General features: G+C 69.5%; 17 protein-coding genes. 8 read left to right on the forward strand and 9 right to left on the reverse strand.

From position 1 onward, the window contains the following. Positions 1-53 precede the first annotated feature (53 nt). Positions 54-1,265 (forward strand): glycosyltransferase family 2 protein, encoded by a 1,212-nt coding sequence (locus QZ755_RS13215; protein WP_294323650.1) that lies wholly within the window; start codon positions 54-56, stop codon positions 1,263-1,265. A 21-nt stretch (positions 1,266-1,286) separates the two neighbouring features. On the opposite strand, the gene QZ755_RS13220 is transcribed toward QZ755_RS13215, so the two are convergent. After that, the gene (locus QZ755_RS13220; RefSeq protein WP_294323652.1) at positions 1,287-2,504 is read right to left on the reverse strand and encodes an argininosuccinate synthase; all 1,218 of its coding nucleotides are present in this window, start codon (positions 2,502-2,504) and stop codon (positions 1,287-1,289) included. A 139-nt stretch (positions 2,505-2,643) separates the two neighbouring features. On the opposite strand from QZ755_RS13220, the gene QZ755_RS13225 reads away from it, so the two are divergent. Next, complete coding sequence (locus tag QZ755_RS13225) at positions 2,644-2,970, forward strand: EF-hand domain-containing protein (RefSeq protein ID WP_294323655.1); 327 nt, start codon at positions 2,644-2,646, stop codon at positions 2,968-2,970. A gap of 114 nt (positions 2,971-3,084) precedes the next feature. On the opposite strand, the gene QZ755_RS13230 is transcribed toward QZ755_RS13225, so the two are convergent. Genes QZ755_RS13230 through QZ755_RS13245 form a run of 4 tightly spaced genes read right to left on the reverse strand, consistent with a single transcriptional unit; the run spans position 3,085 to position 8,516 of the window. Continuing rightward, entirely contained in the window at positions 3,085-6,486 is a 3,402-nt protein-coding gene (locus tag QZ755_RS13230) for an AAA family ATPase (RefSeq protein ID WP_294323736.1), read from the reverse strand. A gap of 46 nt (positions 6,487-6,532) precedes the next feature. Then, positions 6,533-7,267 carry a thioredoxin domain-containing protein gene (locus tag QZ755_RS13235; RefSeq protein WP_294323661.1) on the reverse strand — a complete coding sequence of 245 codons (735 nt, stop codon included), beginning with the start codon at positions 7,265-7,267 and terminating at the stop codon, positions 6,533-6,535. A gap of 23 nt (positions 7,268-7,290) precedes the next feature. Next, complete coding sequence (locus QZ755_RS13240; protein ID WP_294323664.1) at positions 7,291-7,983, reverse strand: thioredoxin domain-containing protein; 693 nt, start codon at positions 7,981-7,983, stop codon at positions 7,291-7,293. After that, a complete protein-coding gene (locus tag QZ755_RS13245; protein WP_294323665.1) occupies positions 7,983-8,516 on the reverse strand; it encodes a DUF721 domain-containing protein in 534 nt (177 codons plus the stop codon). The genes QZ755_RS13240 and QZ755_RS13245 overlap by 1 nt, the downstream gene beginning before the upstream one ends. Positions 8,517-8,544: 28 nt before the next feature. Between QZ755_RS13245 and QZ755_RS13250 the strand changes: the two genes are divergently transcribed. The 3 genes from QZ755_RS13250 to nudC are packed head-to-tail and all read left to right on the forward strand — an operon-like array spanning position 8,545 to position 11,758. After that, complete coding sequence (locus QZ755_RS13250) at positions 8,545-9,576, forward strand: A/G-specific adenine glycosylase (protein ID WP_294323668.1); 1,032 nt, start codon at positions 8,545-8,547, stop codon at positions 9,574-9,576. Continuing rightward, complete coding sequence (locus QZ755_RS13255) at positions 9,573-10,907, forward strand: serine hydrolase domain-containing protein (RefSeq protein WP_294323670.1); 1,335 nt, start codon at positions 9,573-9,575, stop codon at positions 10,905-10,907. Before QZ755_RS13250 ends, QZ755_RS13255 begins: the two co-directional genes overlap by 4 nt. Beyond that, a complete protein-coding gene (gene nudC / locus QZ755_RS13260) occupies positions 10,904-11,758 on the forward strand; it encodes an NAD(+) diphosphatase (RefSeq protein ID WP_294323673.1) in 855 nt (284 codons plus the stop codon). Before QZ755_RS13255 ends, nudC begins: the two co-directional genes overlap by 4 nt. A gap of 160 nt (positions 11,759-11,918) precedes the next feature. On the opposite strand, the gene QZ755_RS13265 is transcribed toward nudC, so the two are convergent. Next, positions 11,919-12,809 carry a prephenate dehydratase gene (locus tag QZ755_RS13265; protein WP_294323680.1) on the reverse strand — a complete coding sequence of 297 codons (891 nt, stop codon included), beginning with the start codon at positions 12,807-12,809 and terminating at the stop codon, positions 11,919-11,921. A gap of 116 nt (positions 12,810-12,925) precedes the next feature. Between QZ755_RS13265 and QZ755_RS13270 the strand changes: the two genes are divergently transcribed. Continuing rightward, positions 12,926-13,606: a cytochrome c family protein gene (locus tag QZ755_RS13270; protein ID WP_294323682.1), complete on the forward strand. Its 681-nt coding sequence runs from the start codon at positions 12,926-12,928 to the stop codon at positions 13,604-13,606. A 156-nt stretch (positions 13,607-13,762) separates the two neighbouring features. Here the strand turns inward: QZ755_RS13270 and QZ755_RS13275 are convergent, their stop codons facing one another. Next, positions 13,763-14,446, reverse strand: coding sequence for an HAD family phosphatase (locus QZ755_RS13275; protein WP_294323685.1), 684 nt, complete (start codon positions 14,444-14,446; stop codon positions 13,763-13,765). Positions 14,447-14,456: 10 nt separating this feature from the next. Beyond that, positions 14,457-15,122 (reverse strand): YggS family pyridoxal phosphate-dependent enzyme, encoded by a 666-nt coding sequence (locus QZ755_RS13280; RefSeq protein WP_294323689.1) that lies wholly within the window; start codon positions 15,120-15,122, stop codon positions 14,457-14,459. 22 nt (positions 15,123-15,144) lie between these two features. On the opposite strand from QZ755_RS13280, the gene QZ755_RS13285 reads away from it, so the two are divergent. Then, the gene (locus QZ755_RS13285) at positions 15,145-15,675 is read left to right on the forward strand and encodes a thiamine phosphate synthase (RefSeq protein WP_294323691.1); all 531 of its coding nucleotides are present in this window, start codon (positions 15,145-15,147) and stop codon (positions 15,673-15,675) included. Here QZ755_RS13285 and QZ755_RS13290 read toward each other — a convergent pair. Further along, positions 15,658-17,742, reverse strand: coding sequence for a TonB-dependent receptor (locus QZ755_RS13290; RefSeq protein ID WP_294323693.1), 2,085 nt, complete (start codon positions 17,740-17,742; stop codon positions 15,658-15,660). The two genes, QZ755_RS13285 and QZ755_RS13290, sit on opposite strands and share 18 nt — an antisense overlap. 156 nt (positions 17,743-17,898) lie before the next feature. On the opposite strand from QZ755_RS13290, the gene QZ755_RS13295 reads away from it, so the two are divergent. Next, positions 17,899-18,969, forward strand: a complete 1,071-nt coding sequence (locus QZ755_RS13295; RefSeq protein ID WP_294323696.1) for an AI-2E family transporter — start codon at positions 17,899-17,901, stop codon at positions 18,967-18,969. Positions 18,970-19,025: the final 56 nt, after the last annotated feature.

Raw genomic sequence — 19,025 nt, forward strand, 5'->3', positions numbered from 1 at the left:
CTTCGTCGTTTTGCCCGCACCATCGCCGGACGATCCCGCCGCTGGAGCAACCGATGTCCGCCGTCCGCCTGCCGATTTCCAGCGAAGCCGTCGCTCCCCCCGCCGAGATCGAGCTGTCGATCGTCATGCCCTGCCTGAACGAGGCGGAAACGCTGGCGGTGTGTATCAAGAAGGCGATGGCGTTCCTCGACACGCATGGCATCGCGGGCGAGGTCGTGATCGCCGACAACGGGTCGACCGACGGGTCGCAACAGATCGCCAATGCGATGGGTGCCCGGATCGTGGCGATTCCGGTGCGGGGCTATGGCGCGGCGCTGGCCGGCGGCATCGCGGCGGCACGCGGGCGATTCGTCGCGATGGGCGATGCCGATGACAGCTATGATTTCGGTGGCCTGATGCCGTTCGTCGAACGGTTGCGGGATGGTGCCGACCTGGTGATGGGCAATCGTTTCCAGGGCGGCATCGCGCCCGGCGCCATGCCGGTGCTGCACCGGTTCCTCGGCAATCCGGTGCTCAGCCTGCTCGGCCGCGCCTTTTTCGATGTGCCGGTCGGCGATTTCCATTGCGGGCTGCGCGCCTTTCGTCGCGACCGGGCACTGGCGCTGGGGCTGACCTCGCCGGGCATGGAGTTCGCCAGCGAGATGGTGGTGAAGGCGTCGATCGCCCGGCTGTCGATCGCCGAGGTGCCGACGACGCTGGCGCCCGATGGCCGCTCGCGCCCGCCGCACCTGCGTACGTGGCGCGACGGGTGGCGGCACCTGCGCTTCCTGCTGCTCTATGCGCCGCGCTTCCTGTTCTTCTATCCCGGCATGGCGCTGCTGCTGGCGGGTGCGGGGGTGACCGGGGTGCTGGCGACCGGCGATGTCAGCATCGGCGCGGTCGAGTTCGGCCCCCATACCATGATCTTTGCGACGATGGCGGCACTGATCGGCGCGCAGATGGTCTGCCTGGCGGTGCTGGCGCGGCTGTTCGGTATCCGCAGCGGGATGTGGCCCGAAAGCGCGGCCATGCGCCGGTTGCACGGCTGGTTCACTGTGGAGCGCGGCTGCATCGCCGGCGGTCTGGCGCTCTTGGCCGGGCTGGCCGGTGGCGTCGCCTCGACCTGGCTCTGGGCACAGGCCGGGTTCGGCGCGCTGCTGCCGGGCGAGCTGATGCGGCTGACGATCCCGTCGATGCTGCTCGGCTGCCTCGGCGTACAGATCGGCGCGACGTCGTTCTTCGCCGCGCTGCTCGACCAGCCGCAGGGCCTGCGCCACGCGGTCTGATCGAGCGGTATCGGATCGGCGTTACCGGTCGCGCCGGCCGAGCAGGCGCAGGCGCAGCGCGTTCAGCTTGATAAAGCCCGCCGCGTCGCGCTGGTCGTACGCGCCCTGATCGTCCTCGAACGTCACGACCTTTTCGCTGTAGAGCGAATTGGGCGAGCGGCGGCCGATGACATGGACGCCACCCTTGTACAGCTTCAGCCGCACTTCGCCCGACACCTTGTGCTGGCTGTGGTCGATCGCGGCCTGCAGCATCTCGCGTTCGGGGCTGAACCAGAAGCCGTTATAGACCAGCTCGGCATAGCGCGGGGCCAGTTCGTCCTTCAGATGCGCGGCACCGCGGTCCAGCGTGATCTGTTCGATCGCGCGATGCGCGGCGTGCAGGATCGTGCCGCCCGGCGTCTCGTACATGCCCCGCGACTTCATGCCGACGAAGCGGTTTTCCACCAGGTCGAGCCGGCCGATGCCGTGTGCGCGGCCCAGCTCGTTCAGCTTGGCGAGCAGCGTGGCCGGCGACATTCCTTCGCCATCGACCGCCACGGCATCGCCGCGTTCGAACGCGACGGTGACGATCTGCGGCGCGTCGGGCGCATCCTCCGGATTGACGGTCCGCGAGAACACGTAATCGGGCACTTCCTCCCACGGGTCCTCCAGCACCTTCCCCTCGGACGAGGTGTGCAGCAGGTTCGCGTCGGTCGAAAACGGCGATTCGCCGCGCTTGTCCTTGGGCACCGGGATCTGGTGCTGTTCGGCGAACGCGATCAGCGCGGTGCGGCTGGTCAGGTCCCATTCGCGCCACGGCGCGATGACCTTGATATCGGGCTGCAGCGCGTAATAGCCGAGTTCGAAGCGGACCTGGTCGTTGCCCTTGCCGGTCGCACCATGGCTGACCGCATCGGCATTCACTGCCTTCGCGATCTCGATCTGCCGCTTGGCGATCAGTGGCCGCGCGATCGAGGTGCCGAGCAGGTACAGCCCCTCGTACAGTGCGTTCGAGCGCATCATCGGGAAGACGAAGTCGCGGACGAATTCCTCGCGCAGGTCGTCGATGAAGATATGCTCGGGCTTGATGCCCATCAGCTCGGCCTTCTTGCGCGCCGGCTCCAGTTCTTCGCCCTGGCCCAGGTCGGCGGTGAAGGTCACCACCTCGCAATTATATTCCTGCTGCAGCCATTTCAGGATGACGCTGGTGTCGAGACCGCCCGAATAGGCAAGCACGACGCGGTTGATGGACTCGGCCATGGGCAGGCTCCTAAGCATGGAAAGGTTGGGCGCGCGGTTAGGCGACCCACGCCCGCGACGCAAGGACACGTGCTTGCACGCGGGGCCGGGCGGTGCGATCGTGACGTGGCTTTTCTCTTTTCGGAAAGAAACCGACCCGATGCTGTTCGCCGTCCTCGCCCTCGCGCTGCAGACCACTCCCACGGCACCCCCGGCGACGACTCCGCCCGCGCCGGTGGTCGAACCCGCGGCCGAGGACGAAACCGAATTCTTCGCGCTGTTCGACACCGACAAGGACGGCACGATCAGCAAGGCCGAATTCGACGCGATGAGCGCGAAGATCGATGCCGAGGCCGCGAAGCAGGACCCGTCGCAAAAGGGGCAGGCAGCCGCCGGCCTCGCCACCGCGTTCGCGCTGATGGACCAGAACAAGGACGGCAAGATCACGCGGGAAGAGTTTCGCGCGATCGTGAAAGCGGGGCAGTAGGGGGCCTCTACGTCACCCCGGCGCAGGCCGGGGTATCCAGCGGCGAGGAGCGCGCTCTATTGACGGGAGATCCCCGCCTGCGCTGGGATGGCGTTTCTGGCAGGATGTCGTCCTCTACTCCGCCGCCAGCAACCCTGTCGCGCCGCCCAGATCGACCGATACCAGCCGGCTGACGCCGCGTTCGACCATCGTCACGCCGAACAGCCGGTGCATCCGGCTCATTGTCGCGGCATTGTGGGTGACGATCAGGTAGCGGGTATCGGTATCGGCGGCCATCCGGTCGAGCAAGTCGCAGAACCGGTCGATATTGGCGTCGTCCAGCGGCGCGTCGACCTCGTCCAGCACGCAGATCGGCGACGGGTTGGTCAGGAACAGCGCGAAGATCAGCGCGATGGCGGTCAGCGCCTGTTCGCCGCCCGACAACAGGGTCAGCGATTGCAGCCTTTTGCCCGGCGGTTGCGCCAGGATTTCGAGGCCCGCCTCCAGCGGATCGTCCGAATCCACCAGTTCTAGCTGCGCCTGCCCGCCGTCGAACAGCGCACCGAACAGCCGGCGGAAATGGCCGTCGACCGCTGCGAATGCGGCCAGCAGCCGCGCGCGTCCCTCGCGGTTGAGCGTGCCGATCGATCCGCGCAGCCGCTGCACGGCCTCGGCCAGTTCGGCGCGTTCCGCCGCCGTCTCGCCCTGCGCCGCCTCCAGCTCGGCCAGTTCGGTATCGGCGATCAGGTTGACCGGGCCGATCCGGTCGCGGTCGGCCAGCAGCCGGTCGTACGCCGCGCTCTCGCCCGGCGCATCGCCCACCTCCGCGCCGATAAAACCGATGCGCGGCAACAGCGGCGGGGGGCATTGGAAGCGCTCGCCCGACAGCCGCCCCATCTCCAGCCGTCGTTGCTCCTGCGCCTCTGCCCGCGCACCCGCCCCGGCACGGCGTTCACGCGCGGCGGCAAGCGATTCGGCGATGCCGGCGGCGGCGCGCTCGGCGGCGCGCAACCGTGTTTCGGCAGCCGTCTCCAGCGCGGCCGCGTCGGTCACTGCATGGCGGAGGGTGCCTAGCGCGTCGTCCACCCCGGCCAGTTCCGCCGCCAGTGCCGCCGGTCGATCGCGTAGGCCGGCGCGGTCGGCGGCGACGGTGGCGATCCGCGCATCGACCTCGGCCATGCGGCGGTCGGCATCGGCGGCGCGCGATTGCCATGCGGCGATCTCTGCCGTCGCCATGGCCAAGCGATCGCGATCGCGGGTCAGCGCCGCGTCCCGCGCGGATCGGGCCGAGCGGGCATCGGCGACCTGCGTCCGTGCCATCCCCGCCGCCATCGCCAGCGTGGTGACCCGCCCTGCGGTGGCGCTGCGATCGGGCAGGTGCCGGATCGCGGCCTCGGCGCGGTCGGCATCGTCCTGCGCCTCGATCAGGTCGCGGTGAATCCGCTCCAGCCGGGCGGCAACGTCATCGGCGCGCGCCTGCGCCCGTTCGATCGCGGCGGCGGCGCGGTCCTCGGTCCGCAGCGCCTCGCGTGCCTGTGCCTCGGCCTGTTCGAGCGTGCGGCGGGCGGTGGCCAGCGCGCCGCGGGCATCGCCGATCGCGGTATCGGCGGCGGCCAGCGCCCCATCGGCGGCATCGCGCCGCGCGACCAGCGCCGGGCGTTCCTGCCCCAGCGACCGCAACCGGTTGGTGCGGGCAAGGCGCTCGGCCGCCGCCGCGCCCGATCCGGCCCGACTGCAAAGGCCGTCCCACCGGCGCATCGCCCCGTCGAGCGTCACCAGCCGCTGCCCCACCGCCAGTTCGGTGCCCTCGTCACGCTCGACCACCAGCACCTGCGCCAGCCGCCGGGCGAGGGCGGGCGCAGTGACCTGTGTCGCCAGCCGTCCGATGCCGTGCGGAACCGCCGGACCTTCGATGGGCGCGGCGTCGGCGTCCCAATAGCGGTCGTCGCCGGGATCGGTCCCGGCGTCGAGATCGTCGCCCAGTGCCGCCGCCAGCGCCGTCTCGAACCCCGGTTCGACGACCACCGAATCGATGATCCGCGCGCGGCCGCTACGCCGGAGCGCCCGTTCCAGCGCGGTGATTTCACCGTCCAGCGCGGCCAGTTCGGCGGCGGCGGTCGCCCGGTCGGCCTGCGCCCGTCCGCGCGCCTCCTGCGCCGATCGTTCGGCGGCATCGGCGTGGACGATCGCGGCGCGGGCGGTGTCGGCGGTCGCCAGCGCACTTGCCCGTTGCTCTCCCGCCGCCGCGCGTTCGGCGGTCAGCGGCGCCAGCGCGGGCAGCGCGACCTGTTCGGTCAGCGCACGCGCCTCGTCGCGGCGGGCGCGGTCCAGCCGGGTACGCGCGGCCTCCTGTGCGGCGGCGGCGACCCGTGCCTCGGCCAGTTCGGTCGCCTGTGCTGCCAATGCCTCGCCATGCACGGCGTCAGCGAGCGCGGCCGCTGCCGCCGCTTGCGTCAGCGCGGCGTCGAGCTGGGGCAGCAGCGCCGTGGCGTCGGCGATCGCGTGGTCGAGCGCGACAACTTCGTCGGTCAGGCGGGCGGCCGCATTCGCCGCATCCCCCGCCAGCGCGCCTTCCCTCGCCCGATCCTCGGTCAGGCGCGCAGCCTGCGCCGCCAGATCGGCCAGCCGCCGGGTCGCGGCATGGGCCTGCGCCTGCAACCGTTCGCGGGCATGGGCGGCGTCGGTAGCGCGCTGACGCAGATCCTGCGCCGCGGCGCGGGCGGTGGCCAGCGCTTCGGTCGCTGCGGCCTGTTCGGCGATGGTTGCCGCCTGCGCGCTCCCGTGGTCGGCGACCAGCGCCTCGGCGGCCGTCGCCTCGGCCTTCGCCGTATCGGCAGCGGTGGCGGCATCGCGCCAGCGAGCATAGATGGCGCGCGCCTCCGCAATGCGGATCGCGTCGGTCAGTTCCCGGTAGCGCGCGGCGACCCTGGCCTGCCGCCGCAATATGGCGGCGCGCGCGTCCTGTTCCTGCGCCATCTCACCCAGCCGGTCGAGATTGGCCTCGGTCGCGCGCAGTTTCGATTCGGCGTCGCGGCGGCGGACGTGCAGGCCGGAAATACCCGCCGCATCCTCCAGCATGGTGCGGCGTTCGGCGGGGCGGGCGGCGATGACCGCCCCGATCCGGTTCTGGCTGACCAGTGCCGGCGAATGCGCGCCGGTCGCGGCATCGGCGAACAGCAGCGACACGTCCTTCGCCCGCACGTCGCGGCCATTGATGCGATAGGCGGAACCGGCACCGCGTTCGATCCGGCGGACGATCTCCACCTCGTCGCCCGCCGCATCTTCGGCAAGGATCGCGACCTCGGCAAAGTCGCGCTGCGGGCGGGTTTCGGTGCCGGCGAAGATCACGTCGTCCATGCCCGCGCCGCGCAGCGACTTCGCGCTGTTCTCGCCCATGGTCCAGCGCAGCGCTTCGAGCAGGTTCGACTTGCCGCAGCCATTGGGGCCGACCACCCCGGTCAGCCCGGCCTCGATCACCAGATCGGCGGGGTCGACGAAGCTCTTGAACCCGCTCAGCCGCAGCCGCCGGAGCGTCAGCCCCGGCGTGGGCGGTGTGGCCGCGTCATTCCCCGCGGCCATGGGGTCAGGCGCCAGCGCCCTTCAGCGCCTGCTCGATCTGCTGCCAGGTCACGGCATTCTCGACCTTTTCGCCGTTGATCATGAAGGTCGGGGTGCCGGTGACGACCGCGCCGCCATCCTCGGTGATCTTGACGACCTGCTGCAACAATGTCTGGTCGGCGAGGCACTGGCGGGCCTTCGCCTCGGGCACGCCGCGCTGCTTGACGAAATCGACGAAGCCGGCGGCATCGGCCCAGCCGGTGACCGCCTGCAGCGGCGGGATCGACTGCAACCGAGCCTGTTCGGCCTGCGGGATCGCCTGCATCCGGTCGAGCGTCGCCGCCTGATCCTGATACATCGCCTCGAGCAGCGGGAAGAAGGTGGCGGTGCCGTTGCAGCGGCCCAGCACGGCGGCGGCCAGATCGGGCGCGCCATGGACCGCGAAGTCGCGGAACTCGAAGCTCACCTTGCCGGTCGAGACATAGTTGTTGATCAGCGGTTCGTTGGCCTCCCGCCCGAACGCGCCGCAGGTCGGACAGGTGCGCGAACCATATTCGACCAGCTTCACCGCCGCATCGGGATTGCCGATGCGATAGCCGCCCTCGGGCGTGACCGCGACCATGTCGGTCCACTTCTTGCCCGCAGGGGCGGCGACATTGGCGACGGGCGCGGCGGCGGTGCCGTTGGCGCCGGTGGCCGAATCGCCGCCGCCACAGGCCGACAACAGGCCGAGCGCGATCAGGGGGAGTACGAAACGCATGGCATCAACTCTCTTTATAGGGATCAGGAGGCGGTCAGGAACGGCTTGAGCGTGGCCCAGTCATGGGCCTTGACCTTCTTGCCGTTGACCTCGAAACTGGGCGTGCCCTCGATATTGGCCGCCTGGGCCGCCTCGGCGATGGCGATCACCCGCTTCTGGGCGGCTTCGTCGTTCAGGCAGGCGGTGATCCTCGCATCGTCCAGCCCGTGGCCGCGCAGCAGGGTGCGCAGGCCGGTGACGCCGGCGAGCTGTTCCAGCCGCTTGCCGATCGTCGCCGTCGGCTGCTGCGCCGCCGGCGTCGCGGCAAAGGCTTCGGCCTTGTCCAGCATCGCCGCCTGCTGTGCAAAGATCGCATCATGCGCCGCCACGAACCGGTTCGCCCCGCCGCAGCGTGCCAGGACGGCGGCGGCGAGGTCCAGCGCATCGCGCGGCAGCGTGCGATATTCGACCCGCACCCGACCCGACCGGATCAGGGCGGTCAGTTCGGGCTTCGCATCGCGGGCAAAGGCGGCGCAGTGCGAACAGGTATAGCTGGCCCATTCGACCAGCTGCACCCGCGCCATCGGATTGCCGACCGCGACGCCGCCGGTCGGCAGCATCGTGACGCTGTTGGTCCAGTTGCGCGCCGTCGCGGCACCGGCGGGGGCCTGCGCCTTGGCCGGGGGCATCCCGAACAGCGCGAACAGGAACGAGCAGAGGAGAATCAGGATACGCATCAGCGGACCTTGCCAAGGATCGGAATGGCGGGGGGCGGCGGCGCGGCGACCGCCCCGGCGAGCGCGGCGAGAACCTCGCGCAGTTCCGGGTCGGCGATATCGCGCAGGCTTTCGTGCATCTCGACCGGGATCGGCGGCGGTTCGCGGCGCGGCGGCACCGCGCGCCGGGGCCGCACCTCGCCATGCCGGAACTGCAGCCGGGCGACCGCGGCATAACCGAAGAAACGGTTCACCCGCTCGACGATTTCCGGCGCGATATGCTGCATCATCGTGCCATGCGCGCCCGACACGATCAGCGTCAGCGTCCCGTCGGCGCGCTTGCCCGGCGGAAAGCGGATCGATTCGGGGGCGGATACGCGGGCAAAGCGTTCGCCGACGATCTCGCCCCAGCGGCTGACCACCGCCGACTGCACGAAACCGAATTTGCGGAACGCCGCGCCGCCGATGTCGGGCAGCAATTCGGCCACGGGCCGCGCACCGCCACGCCGGCGGGGTTCGGGAATCGTCGCATGGGGGCGGGGGCGCGTCGTCATTACCGGCATCCCATGCCATAGAGCCGGCGTGGACGCCAAGCATCTCTCTGTCGCCGAACGGTTGCTCGACTGGTATGATCGCAACCATCGCAGCCTGCCATGGCGCAGCCCGCCCGGAACCGCCGCGCCCGATCCCTACCGCGTGTGGCTGTCGGAGGTGATGCTCCAGCAGACGCAGGTGGCGAGCGTTCGACCCTATTTCGAAGCATGGACCGCGCGCTGGCCGTCGTTCGCGGCGCTGGCGGCGGCGGACGATGCCGATGTCATGGCGGCATGGGCGGGGCTTGGCTATTATGCGCGCGCCCGCAACCTGCTGGCGTGCGCGCGGGTGGTGGCAGGCCTGGGCGCGCTGCCCGATACCGAAGCCGAACTGCGCAAGCTGCCGGGGATCGGCGACTATACCGCCGCCGCGATCGCGGCGATCGCCTTTGGCCGGCGGGCGGTGGTGGTCGATGCCAATGTCGAACGGGTCGTGTCGCGGCTGTTCGCGGTTGCCGAACCGCTGCCGGGTGCCCGTCCGGCGATCCGCGCGGCGACCGACACCATCACGCCCGACCTGCGCGCCGGCGACTTCGCGCAGGCGATGATGGACCTGGGGTCGATGGTCTGCACCGCCCGATTCCCGCGCTGCCTGCTTTGCCCGCTGCGCGACGATTGCGCTGCCTACGCCATGGGCACACCCGACGCCTTTCCGGTGAAGGCCGCGAAAAAGGCGAAGCCGCAGCGATTCGGCACGCTGTTCTGGGCGGAGCGTGACGGCCGCGTGCTGCTGGTGCGGCGGCCGGACAAGGGGCTGCTGGGCGGAATGCGCGCGCTGCCGACCGGGCCGTGGCGCGACACCGATCCCGGCGTCGAGGGCGCGCCTCTTGCCGCCGGCTGGCGCAGCGTCGGCATGGTCCGGCACGGCTTCACGCATTTCGATCTTGCCTGCACCGTCATGGTGGCGGATGCAGCGGAGGACACCGCGCAGGGCGAATGGTGGCCGGTCGCGGACATCGCCGACGCCGGGCTGCCGACGCTGTTCGCGCGGGCGATCGCGGTTGTGGAGGGAATGCGATGAAGCGGTTCAACGGGATGCGGAACGCCTTGGCGCTGACGGCGGCGTTACTGGTCGTACAGCCAGCAGTGGCATGGGCACAGGCGGCACCGCCGCGCGCGCCCGCCCGGCCCGCCGCACAGCGCGCGCTGCCCGCGACCGAGGCGATGGTCCGCGACTATGTGGCGCAGAAGAAGGCACCGGGCATGGTGGTCGTCGTCGGCGGCCCCGACTGGACCAGCGCCCACGCCGCCGGGCGTGTCGCGACCGACGCCACCGCCGCGCCGGCCAATGTCGATACGCTGTGGCGGGTCTATTCGATGACCAAGCCGATCACCGGCATGGCGGCGATGATGCTGGTCGAGGACGGCAAGCTGAAGCTCGACCAGCCGATCAGCGACTTCATCCCCGGTTTCAAGTCGATGAAGGTGCTGACCGATCCCGACAAGAGCCTTGCCAGCCGCCCGGCGACGACGCCGATCACCGTGCGTCACCTGCTGACCCATACCGCGGGTTTGGGCTACAGCATCGTGACCAAGGGGCCGTTGCTGAAGGAATATGAGCGCCTCGGCATCGTTCCCGCCGCCGTCAACGCGCAGGCCGAGGTCGCGATGGCGCAGGCGCGGCCGAAATCGCTGGAGGACTTCGCCAACCGCGTCGCCACCCTCCCACTGATCGCCGAGCCGGGGACGAAGTGGAGCTATTCGATCGGCCTCGACGTGATGGCGCGGGTGATCGAGGTGGCTTCGGGCCTGTCGTTCGAGAGGTTCCTGCAGACGCGGATGTTCGGACCGCTCGGCATGACCTCGACCTATTGGACCGTGCCCGCAGCACAGAAGGGGCGGCTGGCGACCAACTATGCCTGGGCCGGCGACAATCTGGTGCCGGTCGATCCCGCCGCGACCTCGGTGTGGCTGTCGCCGCCCAGCTTTCCCTATGGCGGCGCGGGGCTGGTCATGTCGGCGGCCGATTACGACCGGTTCCTCCACATGCTCCAGAACGGTGGCACGCTGGATGGCAAGCGCGTGATGAAGCCGGCGACGGTGGCGCTGGGCATGTCAAACCTGCTGCCCGCCGGAGTCACCTTTGGCGGAGTCGACGGCGCGACCGGCGGACAGGCCGGTCCGAAGATGGGCTTCGGCGCGGGCGGTTCGGTCTATCTGGAGACGCTGCCCGGACGGCCGGGCAAGGGTACCTATGGCTGGGGCGGGGCGGCCGGGACCGTCGCATTCGTCGATCCGGTGCGGCAGCTGCGCGGGACCGTGATGGTGAATTACTTCCCCGCCGACAAATGGCCGCTGCGCGACGATCTGGTGAAGGCATTGGCGAGCGATCTGGCCGGGCCGGTGCGATGATCGGCTTTACCGGCGCGGCGCTGGTTCGCGCGGATAACGAGCGGGATGATCCGGGGGCCTTCGCCCGCGCGCTGGCCGATCCGGCGGCACGACTGCTCGTGCTGACCGGCCTCGAACCGCCGGTGGCCGAGGACGGCGCGCTGCACCTCGCGGCGATGGACCCGGCGCGGGCCGATGCGCTGCTGCTCGGTTATCTGGAGGGCGCGCCGCTGTTCGTAGCGGGGAATGGCGATGGCAGCGCGCCGGCGATGCGGTCGCCCGCGCTGATGGCCGCGCTGGCGATGATGCCGCCGGCCGACGTCGCCCTTTATGGTGTCGCGCGCAGCCTGGTCGACTGGCATTCGCGCCACGGTTTCTGCGCGAAGTGCGGCCATGCCAGCATCGTCGCGCGCGGCGGCTGGGCGCGGTCGTGCCCCGGCTGCGGCGCGCTGCACTTCCCGCGCACCGACCCGGTGGTCATCATGGCGGTCGAACATGGCGACCGCGTGCTGCTGGGCCGCCAGCCGAGCTGGCCCGTCGGGCGTTATTCGGCGCTCGCCGGCTTTGTCGAGGTCGGCGAATCGGTCGAGGAAGCGGTCGCGCGCGAGGTGCTGGAGGAAGCGGGCGTCGCGGTGGACGCGGTACGCTACGTCGCCAGCCAGCCCTGGCCGTTTCCGTCGCAGCTGATGATCGCCTGCATCGCGACCGCGGCGGACGATACGCTGACGATCGATACCTCCGAACTGGAACAGGCGTTCTGGGCAACGCGGGACGAGGTGCGCGCGGCGCTGTCGGGCGATACGTCGCGTTTCATCGCGCCGCCGGCCCATGCGATTGCGCGGAGTCTGCTGGCGGCGTGGGTGGGGGACTGACCACCGTTCAACTCCCCCCGTTTGCTTCGAGCGCAGGTTCGAGCTTGTCGAGAACCGTAGTCGAGAAGGGGTTGCCCAAAACGGGGCGTTCTCGACGGACGCTTCTCGACTACGCTCGAAGCTGCTCGAACCAAACGGGATGCGAGGGGGATGGTAAAGCCTACCCCCGCTCCCGTGCCCGCCCATAGCTTCCCAGCAACCGCACCCATTTGCTGTGGAACCGCAGTTCCTCCAGCGCGCGGTCGACATGCGCCTCGCCCGGCCGCCCTTCGATGTCGCAGAAGAACTCGGTCGCGGCAAAGGTGCCGCCGCGCTGATAGCTTTCCAGCTTCGTCATGTTGACGCCGTTGGTCGCGAACCCGCCCATCGCCTTGTAGAGGGCGGCGGGCACGTTCTTCACCTCGAACACCAATGTCGTCATGCACGGCCCCTCGGGCAACTCGGGCAGCGCGCCGCGCGCGAGGACGACGAAGCGCGTCGTATTGTGGTCGGCATCGGCAATATCGTCGGCCAGCAGTTGCAGCCCGTACAGCGCCGCCGCCGCCGGGGGCGCCAGCGCGGCGACGGTGGGATCGCCGATCGCCGCGACCGATGCCGCCGCGCCGGCCGTGTCGGGATGCGCCACCGGTTCGATCCCGCGCGCGCTCAACCAGTGGCGGCACTGGCCCAGCGCCTGTTCGTGGCTCATCGCCTGGCGGATGCCCTCGACCGGACCCAGCCCCATCAGCGCGTGGCGGATCGGCAGGAAATGTTCGCCGGTGATGACCAGCCCGGATTCGGGCAGCAGGAAGTGCATGTCGGCCACGCGCCCATGCAGCGAATTTTCAATCGGGATGATCGCGCAATCCGCCTGGCCGGACCGCACCGCGTCGATCGCATCGGCAAAGCCGAAACACGGCAGCGGCAGCGCGTCGGGAAACGCCTGGACCAGCGCGACGTGCGAATTGGCACCCGGTGCCCCCTGAAAGGCGACGGTGCGATTCGGTTCGCGCGCGGCGGCGTCGATCATCTGCGCCACCAGCGGGCGCGCGGGTGCGGCGTATTTGTGCATGGGGGGTGGCGATTATCGGGCGCGGGCACACCCGGCAACCCTGTCTTGCCAGTATCGGATGCCGTGTCTAAGCATGGCCCCAAACAAAACCAATATTAGGCGAGACGGCTCAGGGCATGGACGACCGGACGAACACCATCGCAGGTTGGGTATTGGCTGGTTGCGCCGCCGCCCTCGGACTTTCCATCGCCAGCGGCATGGTGTTCCATTCGGGACCGCCGGAAAAGCCGGGCTATCCGGTCGAGGGGGCCGCCGAAGCCGGGGGCGGTGCCGCCGCCGCCGTGCCGATCGCCACGCTGCTCGCCACCGCCGACGTGGCGAAGGGCGCGGAAGTGTTCAAGAAATGCGCCGCGTGCCACACCGTCAACCAGGGCGGGGCCAACGGCATCGGCCCGAACCTGTGGGGCGTGATCGGCAAGAAGCATGGCCATCTGCCCAATTTCGCCTATTCGACGGCGCTGACCGGCATTCCGGGCAACTGGGATTTCGATGCGATGAATGCGTGGCTGACCTCCCCGCGCAAATATGCGCCGGGCACCAAGATGACCTTCGCGGGTCTGGGCAGTGCGGAGGACCGGGCGAACGTCATCGCCTATCTGAACACGCAGGGCTCCAACCTGCCGCTGCCCGCCGCACCCGCCGCCGGTGCGGCGCCCGCCGCGGCCGAAGCGGAAGGCAATGTCGCAGAAGGTGCGCCGGCCAACACCGCCGATGTCGTGAACGCGGCGACCCCGGCATCGGGCGCGCCATCGGTCGATCCGGCGGCGGCGGAACAGGCGGCGAAGAAGGGCGAGTAACCCGCCAGCCCAGAACGTCATCCCAGCGAAGGCTGGGATCTCCCGCTGCCAGCACGGGACAGGAGCCGCTTGAGGCCCCAGCCTTCGCTGGGGCCACGTCCGGGGCGGATGGGGGTGGCAGCCTGATCCGACGACGATGCTGCAATCCCGACCCGGTCAGGCCGTAACCGGCTCCAGCCCCAGCAACCGCGCCACCTCGTCGAACCCATGCGCGATTTCGGTCACGCCCAGCGCGCGCAGGCGGTCGTCATGGCCGACCCCGCAATGCGATCCGGCACACAGCCCGATCACCCGCGCGCCCGATGCGACCGCTCCGGTCACCCCGACCGGCGAATCCTCGAGGATCGCGCAATCCTCGATTCCAACGCCCAGCTGTTTCGCGCCGTACAGATACAAATCGGGTGCGGGCTTGCCGTTCGCGACATGCTCCTTGCCGCTATAGATATGGTTGCCGAACGCATCGCGCAGGCCCAGATGATCGAGATGCGTGGCGATCCAGTGGCTCGTGCTGGACGATACGATCGCACGCGGCAGGTCGGCGGGCAGCGAACGGACGAACGCGACGGCACCCGCCACCGCATCGACCCCCTCGGCCAGCACCCGCGCATCCTCGATGGCGCGCGCGTCCCAGAAGCCGTCGGGCACCGGGCCGCCAACCCATTTCTCGACCGCCTGGGTGAAATGACTGCCCGACAGCCCCATGAAATGGGCCATCGAATCGGCGGCGCTGGTCGGGTGACCGGCGGCGGTCAGGAATTCGGCGATCTGGCGGTTGCCGGCATATTCGCTTTCCAGCAGCACGCCGTCGAAATCGAACAACAGGGCCTTGGGACGGGTCATCATCATTCCTTTATACCCCGCGCGCGCCGAACAGCGCGGAGCCGATCCGGACATGGGTCGCGCCCAGCGTCACGGCGGTTTCGAAATCGTCGGACATGCCCATGCTCAGCCCGGTCAGGCCATGGTCGCGCGCCAGCTTGGCGGTGAGCGCGAAATAGGGCGCGGCGTCGAGCCCGGCGGGGGGCACGCACATCAGCCCGGCGACCGGCAGCCCGGCGGCCTTGGCCTCGGCCAGCAGCGCGGGCAGGTCGGCGATGGCACAGCCGCCCTTTTGCGGTTCGTCGCCGATATCGACCTGCAGGAAACAGGCGGGGGTGCGACCGATCTTCTCGATCGCCTTGCCCAGTGCCGCGACCAACGACGGGCGATCGACCGAATGGATCGCGTCGAACAGGCGCACGGCATCCTCGGCCTTGTTCGATTGCAACTGGCCGACCAGATGCAGTTCGATCTCCGGCGTCGCGTCCATCAGCGCGGGCCATTTGCCCTGCGCTTCCTGCACGCGGTTTTCGCCGAACACGCGCTGTCCGGCGTCGATCAGCGGCTGGATCGCCGCGGCGTCGTGGGTCTTGCTGACGGCGATCAGCGTCGTCGCCCCCCGGTCGCGGCGGGCGATCGATTCGGCATGGGCGATCCGGTCGCGGATGGTAGCCAGCAGGGTGTCGGTTTTGGTCATCGCGCGCGCTATAGAGGCCGCCATGCCCCGCCGCCACCCTTTGCCGCAACGCTGGCTGATGACCGACGAGCGGCTGGGGGATGCGCTGTTGCCGATCGTGCGGGCGATGCCGCGCGGCAGCGGGATCGTGTTTCGCCACTATGCGACGCCGCTGGCCGAGCGCCGCGCGCTGTTCGCGGCGGTGCGCCGGATCGCGCGGGCGCGGCGGCATATGCTGTTGCTCGCGGGACCCGCGCTGCCCGGCGCGGACGGGGTTCACGGGCGCCGCGCGCGGCGCGGCAAGGGGCTGGCGACCCGTCCGGCGCACGACCGCAAGGCGGTGGTCGCGGCGCAGCGGGCCGGGGTAGACGCCATCTTCGTCTCACCGGTATTCGCTACCGCCTCGCATCCCGGCGCACCCGCACTGGGGCGGGTGCTGTTCCAGCGGCTGATCGATGGCGCGCGCGTCCCGGTCATCGCGCTCGGCGGCATGACGGCGATGCGTGCGCGGACGCTGAAGGGGATTGCCGGCTGGGCAGCGATCGATGCCTGGGCGTCAGAATTTCGCGCGTAGCTCGGCAAGGACGGTCCGCGGTTCGCCGGGAAAATGGCCGGTCTGCCGCGAGAAGCCCGACGCGGCATATAACTTGTCGAACAGGTTATCGACGCGCAGCATCAGCTCGGCAAAGCCCAGCGACTTGGTGATCGATGCGTCGAAGATCGCATAGGGTCGCACCGTCTGGCCCGACCGGCTGATCCGGCGCGACACCGCTTCGCCGCCGATCGCAAAGGCGGTGCCGATCGCCTCCACCTGATACCGGCTCCAGAAACCGGCCTTGTGCGCCGGGGCGTTGGCGAAGCGGCTGCCGACCGCATCGGTCACCGCCTGTCCCTGGGCGGTCGCGGTCACGCGCGTGTCGTTATAGCCGTAATTGGCCATCAGCACCCACTGCGGGGTCAGGTCGGTGGTCAGGTCGACTTCGATCCCCTTGCTGGTGACCTCACCGATCGGGCTGAGTGAATCGACCCCGTTCATCGGGCTGCGGGTCGGGTCGACCTGCAACAAATTGCTGCGCAGGATGCGATAGGCGGCGGCATTGGCCTGCAACCGGCCACCGAACAGGCGCGACTTGACCCCGGCTTCGACCTGGTTGCCGGTCACCGGCGCGAACGGGCCGCCCGCGTCGCTGTTCTGGCTGGCCGGGGCCTGCGGGTCGAACCCTTCCGACCAGCTGGCATAGAGCGACAGGTCGGGTCGCGGGCGATAGATCAGCCCGCCGCGAAACGTCACGTCGCTGTCGCGGTAGCTGGCATTGCTGGTGACCCGGCCGGCGGTCGCGACGCGCACCGCATCCTCGAACCGGTCCCAGCGCACGCCCGCGATCAGCAGCAGCGTGTCGGTCAGGCTGATCTGGTCCTGGGCATAGGCGCCGACCCGGCGCGATCGGGTGTCGGTGTCGGTGAAGGGCAGCGCCGTCGCCCGCAGCGCGTCGCCGTCCGACCGGCCATAGACCGGGTTGGACAGGCTGAGCGGCAGGACACCGCTGCGCAGGATACGCGAGCTGAGGCCATTGTCCTCGCGATACCAGTCGCCGCCGATCTGAAACCGATGTGCCATGCCGAAAAGACGGGCGGTGGCGGTGGCGTTGGCCATGAACGACAGGCCATCGACCGGCCGTACCTGATCGCGAAACTCGCGCAGCACCAGGTCTGGGTTGGTCGTGCTGACCCCGCGCGGTTCGTGATATTTCTGCCGTTCGGTCGACCGGAAGCGGCGCGCGCCGGCATCGAGCGTGATCGCATCGCCGATCGTCGTCGCATAGCGCGCCGACCACGCCGTCGAGGTCAGGCGGAGTGCATCGCTCTTTTCATTGGCGTTCCAGCGGATCGACGTGCGGAACCGCCCGCTATCGTCGACCAGCACCCCGCGCAGCCGGTTAGCGCGCAGGTAATTGTCATAGGTCGTGACCTGCAGCGTCAGCAGCCCGCCGGGATGGGTGCGGATCGACAGGCCGGCATCGCCGATCGACGTCCTGTTGAGCGTGTTGCGCCGATAGGGCTGCATCGCTTCGAAAAAGCCGCCGACACGATAGCTGACCACGCCGTCGCGATCGATCCGGTCGGTCGCTTCCGCCGAGATGCCGGCGCGGCCATAGGTGCCGCCGGTCACCACGGTGCGCAGCGACGCGCGGTCCGATGGCGTCTTCGATACATAGTTGATGATGCCGCCCGGCGCGCCGGGGCCGAAGAACAGGCCCGATGGCCCTTTCAGCACCTCGACCCGGTCGACATTGAACAGCTGCGGCACGGTAAAGCCGATGAACGGGTTGCCGCGCATCCCGTCGTAAAAGGATTCATCCTGGCGGAACCCGCGAAAGGTGACGCCGGCATAGCTGAAGGTGCTGATGCCGGAGATGTTGCGATAGATGTCGGTCGCATCGCGTGCGCCCTGGTCGGTGAACAGGTCGTTGTTGATGACCTGCAGCGCCTGCGGAATGTCCAGCGGGTCCTGCGCCGATTTGCCGACGGTGGTCACCAGCGTGCGATAGAGTTGCTGCGCCCGTCCCTGCACCACGATCTCCGCATCGTCGCCCGGCGTCGCCGCCTGCTGCGCCATTGCCGGCACCGGTGCCGTCGCCACTGCCAAAACCCACAACCCCCGCAACGCCAATCCCCTATTTGCACTTGATAGTAGCTCGCATTAGCGAGTGATGATGCGGTGTGCAATCGTTGCGATGGCGATATGGCAGGGGAACGTCGCCGGGTTCCGTCCGTTCACGGTCCAAAGGGGAAGTATGTGACGAACAGCGACGCAGAGCGCTCGACCCCCGGCTATGGCCGGGTCGCGGCGATGACGGTGATGGTGCTGGCGATCGCGGGAACCGCGTTCCTGCTGGTCAGCATGATGCGGCTGGTCCTGCTGGTATTCGCCGCGACGACCATCGCCGTGCTGTTCAGCGCGGTGGCGAACCGTATCCAGCGCTGGACCCGGCTGCCGCGCGGGCTGGCGCTGGCGCTGTCGGTGATCCTGCTGCTCGGCATCGTCATCGGCATCTTCTTCGGGTTCGGCGCGCAGCTGGTCCAGCAATTCGACACCATCCGCCAGGAAATCCCCTCCGCGCTGCAGGCGATCCAGGGGCAGCTTGACGGCTGGGGCATCGGCGAACCGGCGCGCGAACTGCTGTCGCAGGGCAGCAGCGACCTGTCGACGATCATGTCGCGCGCGGGCACCTATGTCCTCTCGATCGGGTCGGGCCTGTCGGACGCGGTATTGGTGCTGGTCGGCGCGATCTTCCTTGCCGCCGATCCCGAACTCTACCGGCGCGGGCTGGTGAAGCTGGTGCCGCCTTCGGTCGAACCGGTCGCTCGGCAGGCGGTGGACGATGCCGCCGGGGGCCTGCGCGGCTGGATGAAGGGAGAGGCGGTGGCGATCGTCGTCGTCGCCGTGCTGACGACGGCCGGGCTATGGCTGCTGGGCGTGCCCGCCGCGATCGGCCTCGGCCTGATCGCCGGGTTGATGGATGTCGTGCCCTATGTCGGGCCGATCATCGCCGGGCTGCCCGCCGTCATGCTGGCCTTCACCCAGTCGCCCTCCACCGCGCTGTGGACGATCGCGCTGTTCCTGATCGTGCAGCAGATCCAGGGCAATATCCTGCAACCGATCGTCCAGAAGCACGCCGTCGACGTGCCGCCCGCCGTGCTGTTGTTCTCGGTCATCGGCATGGGGCTGCTGTTCGGGTTCATCGGCGTGCTGCTCGCCGCACCGCTGACCATCGTGATGTTCGTGCTGGTGCAGCGTATCTATGTGCAGCACCTGCTCGGCCGCGACATCACCGTTGCGACCGACAAGGTGGAGGAGGAAGCGTGAGCGCTTGCCACTGCCGCTCCCGTTCGTCCTGAGGTGCCGCCGAGCTTGTCGAAGGG

Source organism: uncultured Sphingomonas sp., from assembly GCF_913776855.1.
GTDB lineage: Bacteria > Pseudomonadota > Alphaproteobacteria > Sphingomonadales > Sphingomonadaceae > Sphingomonas.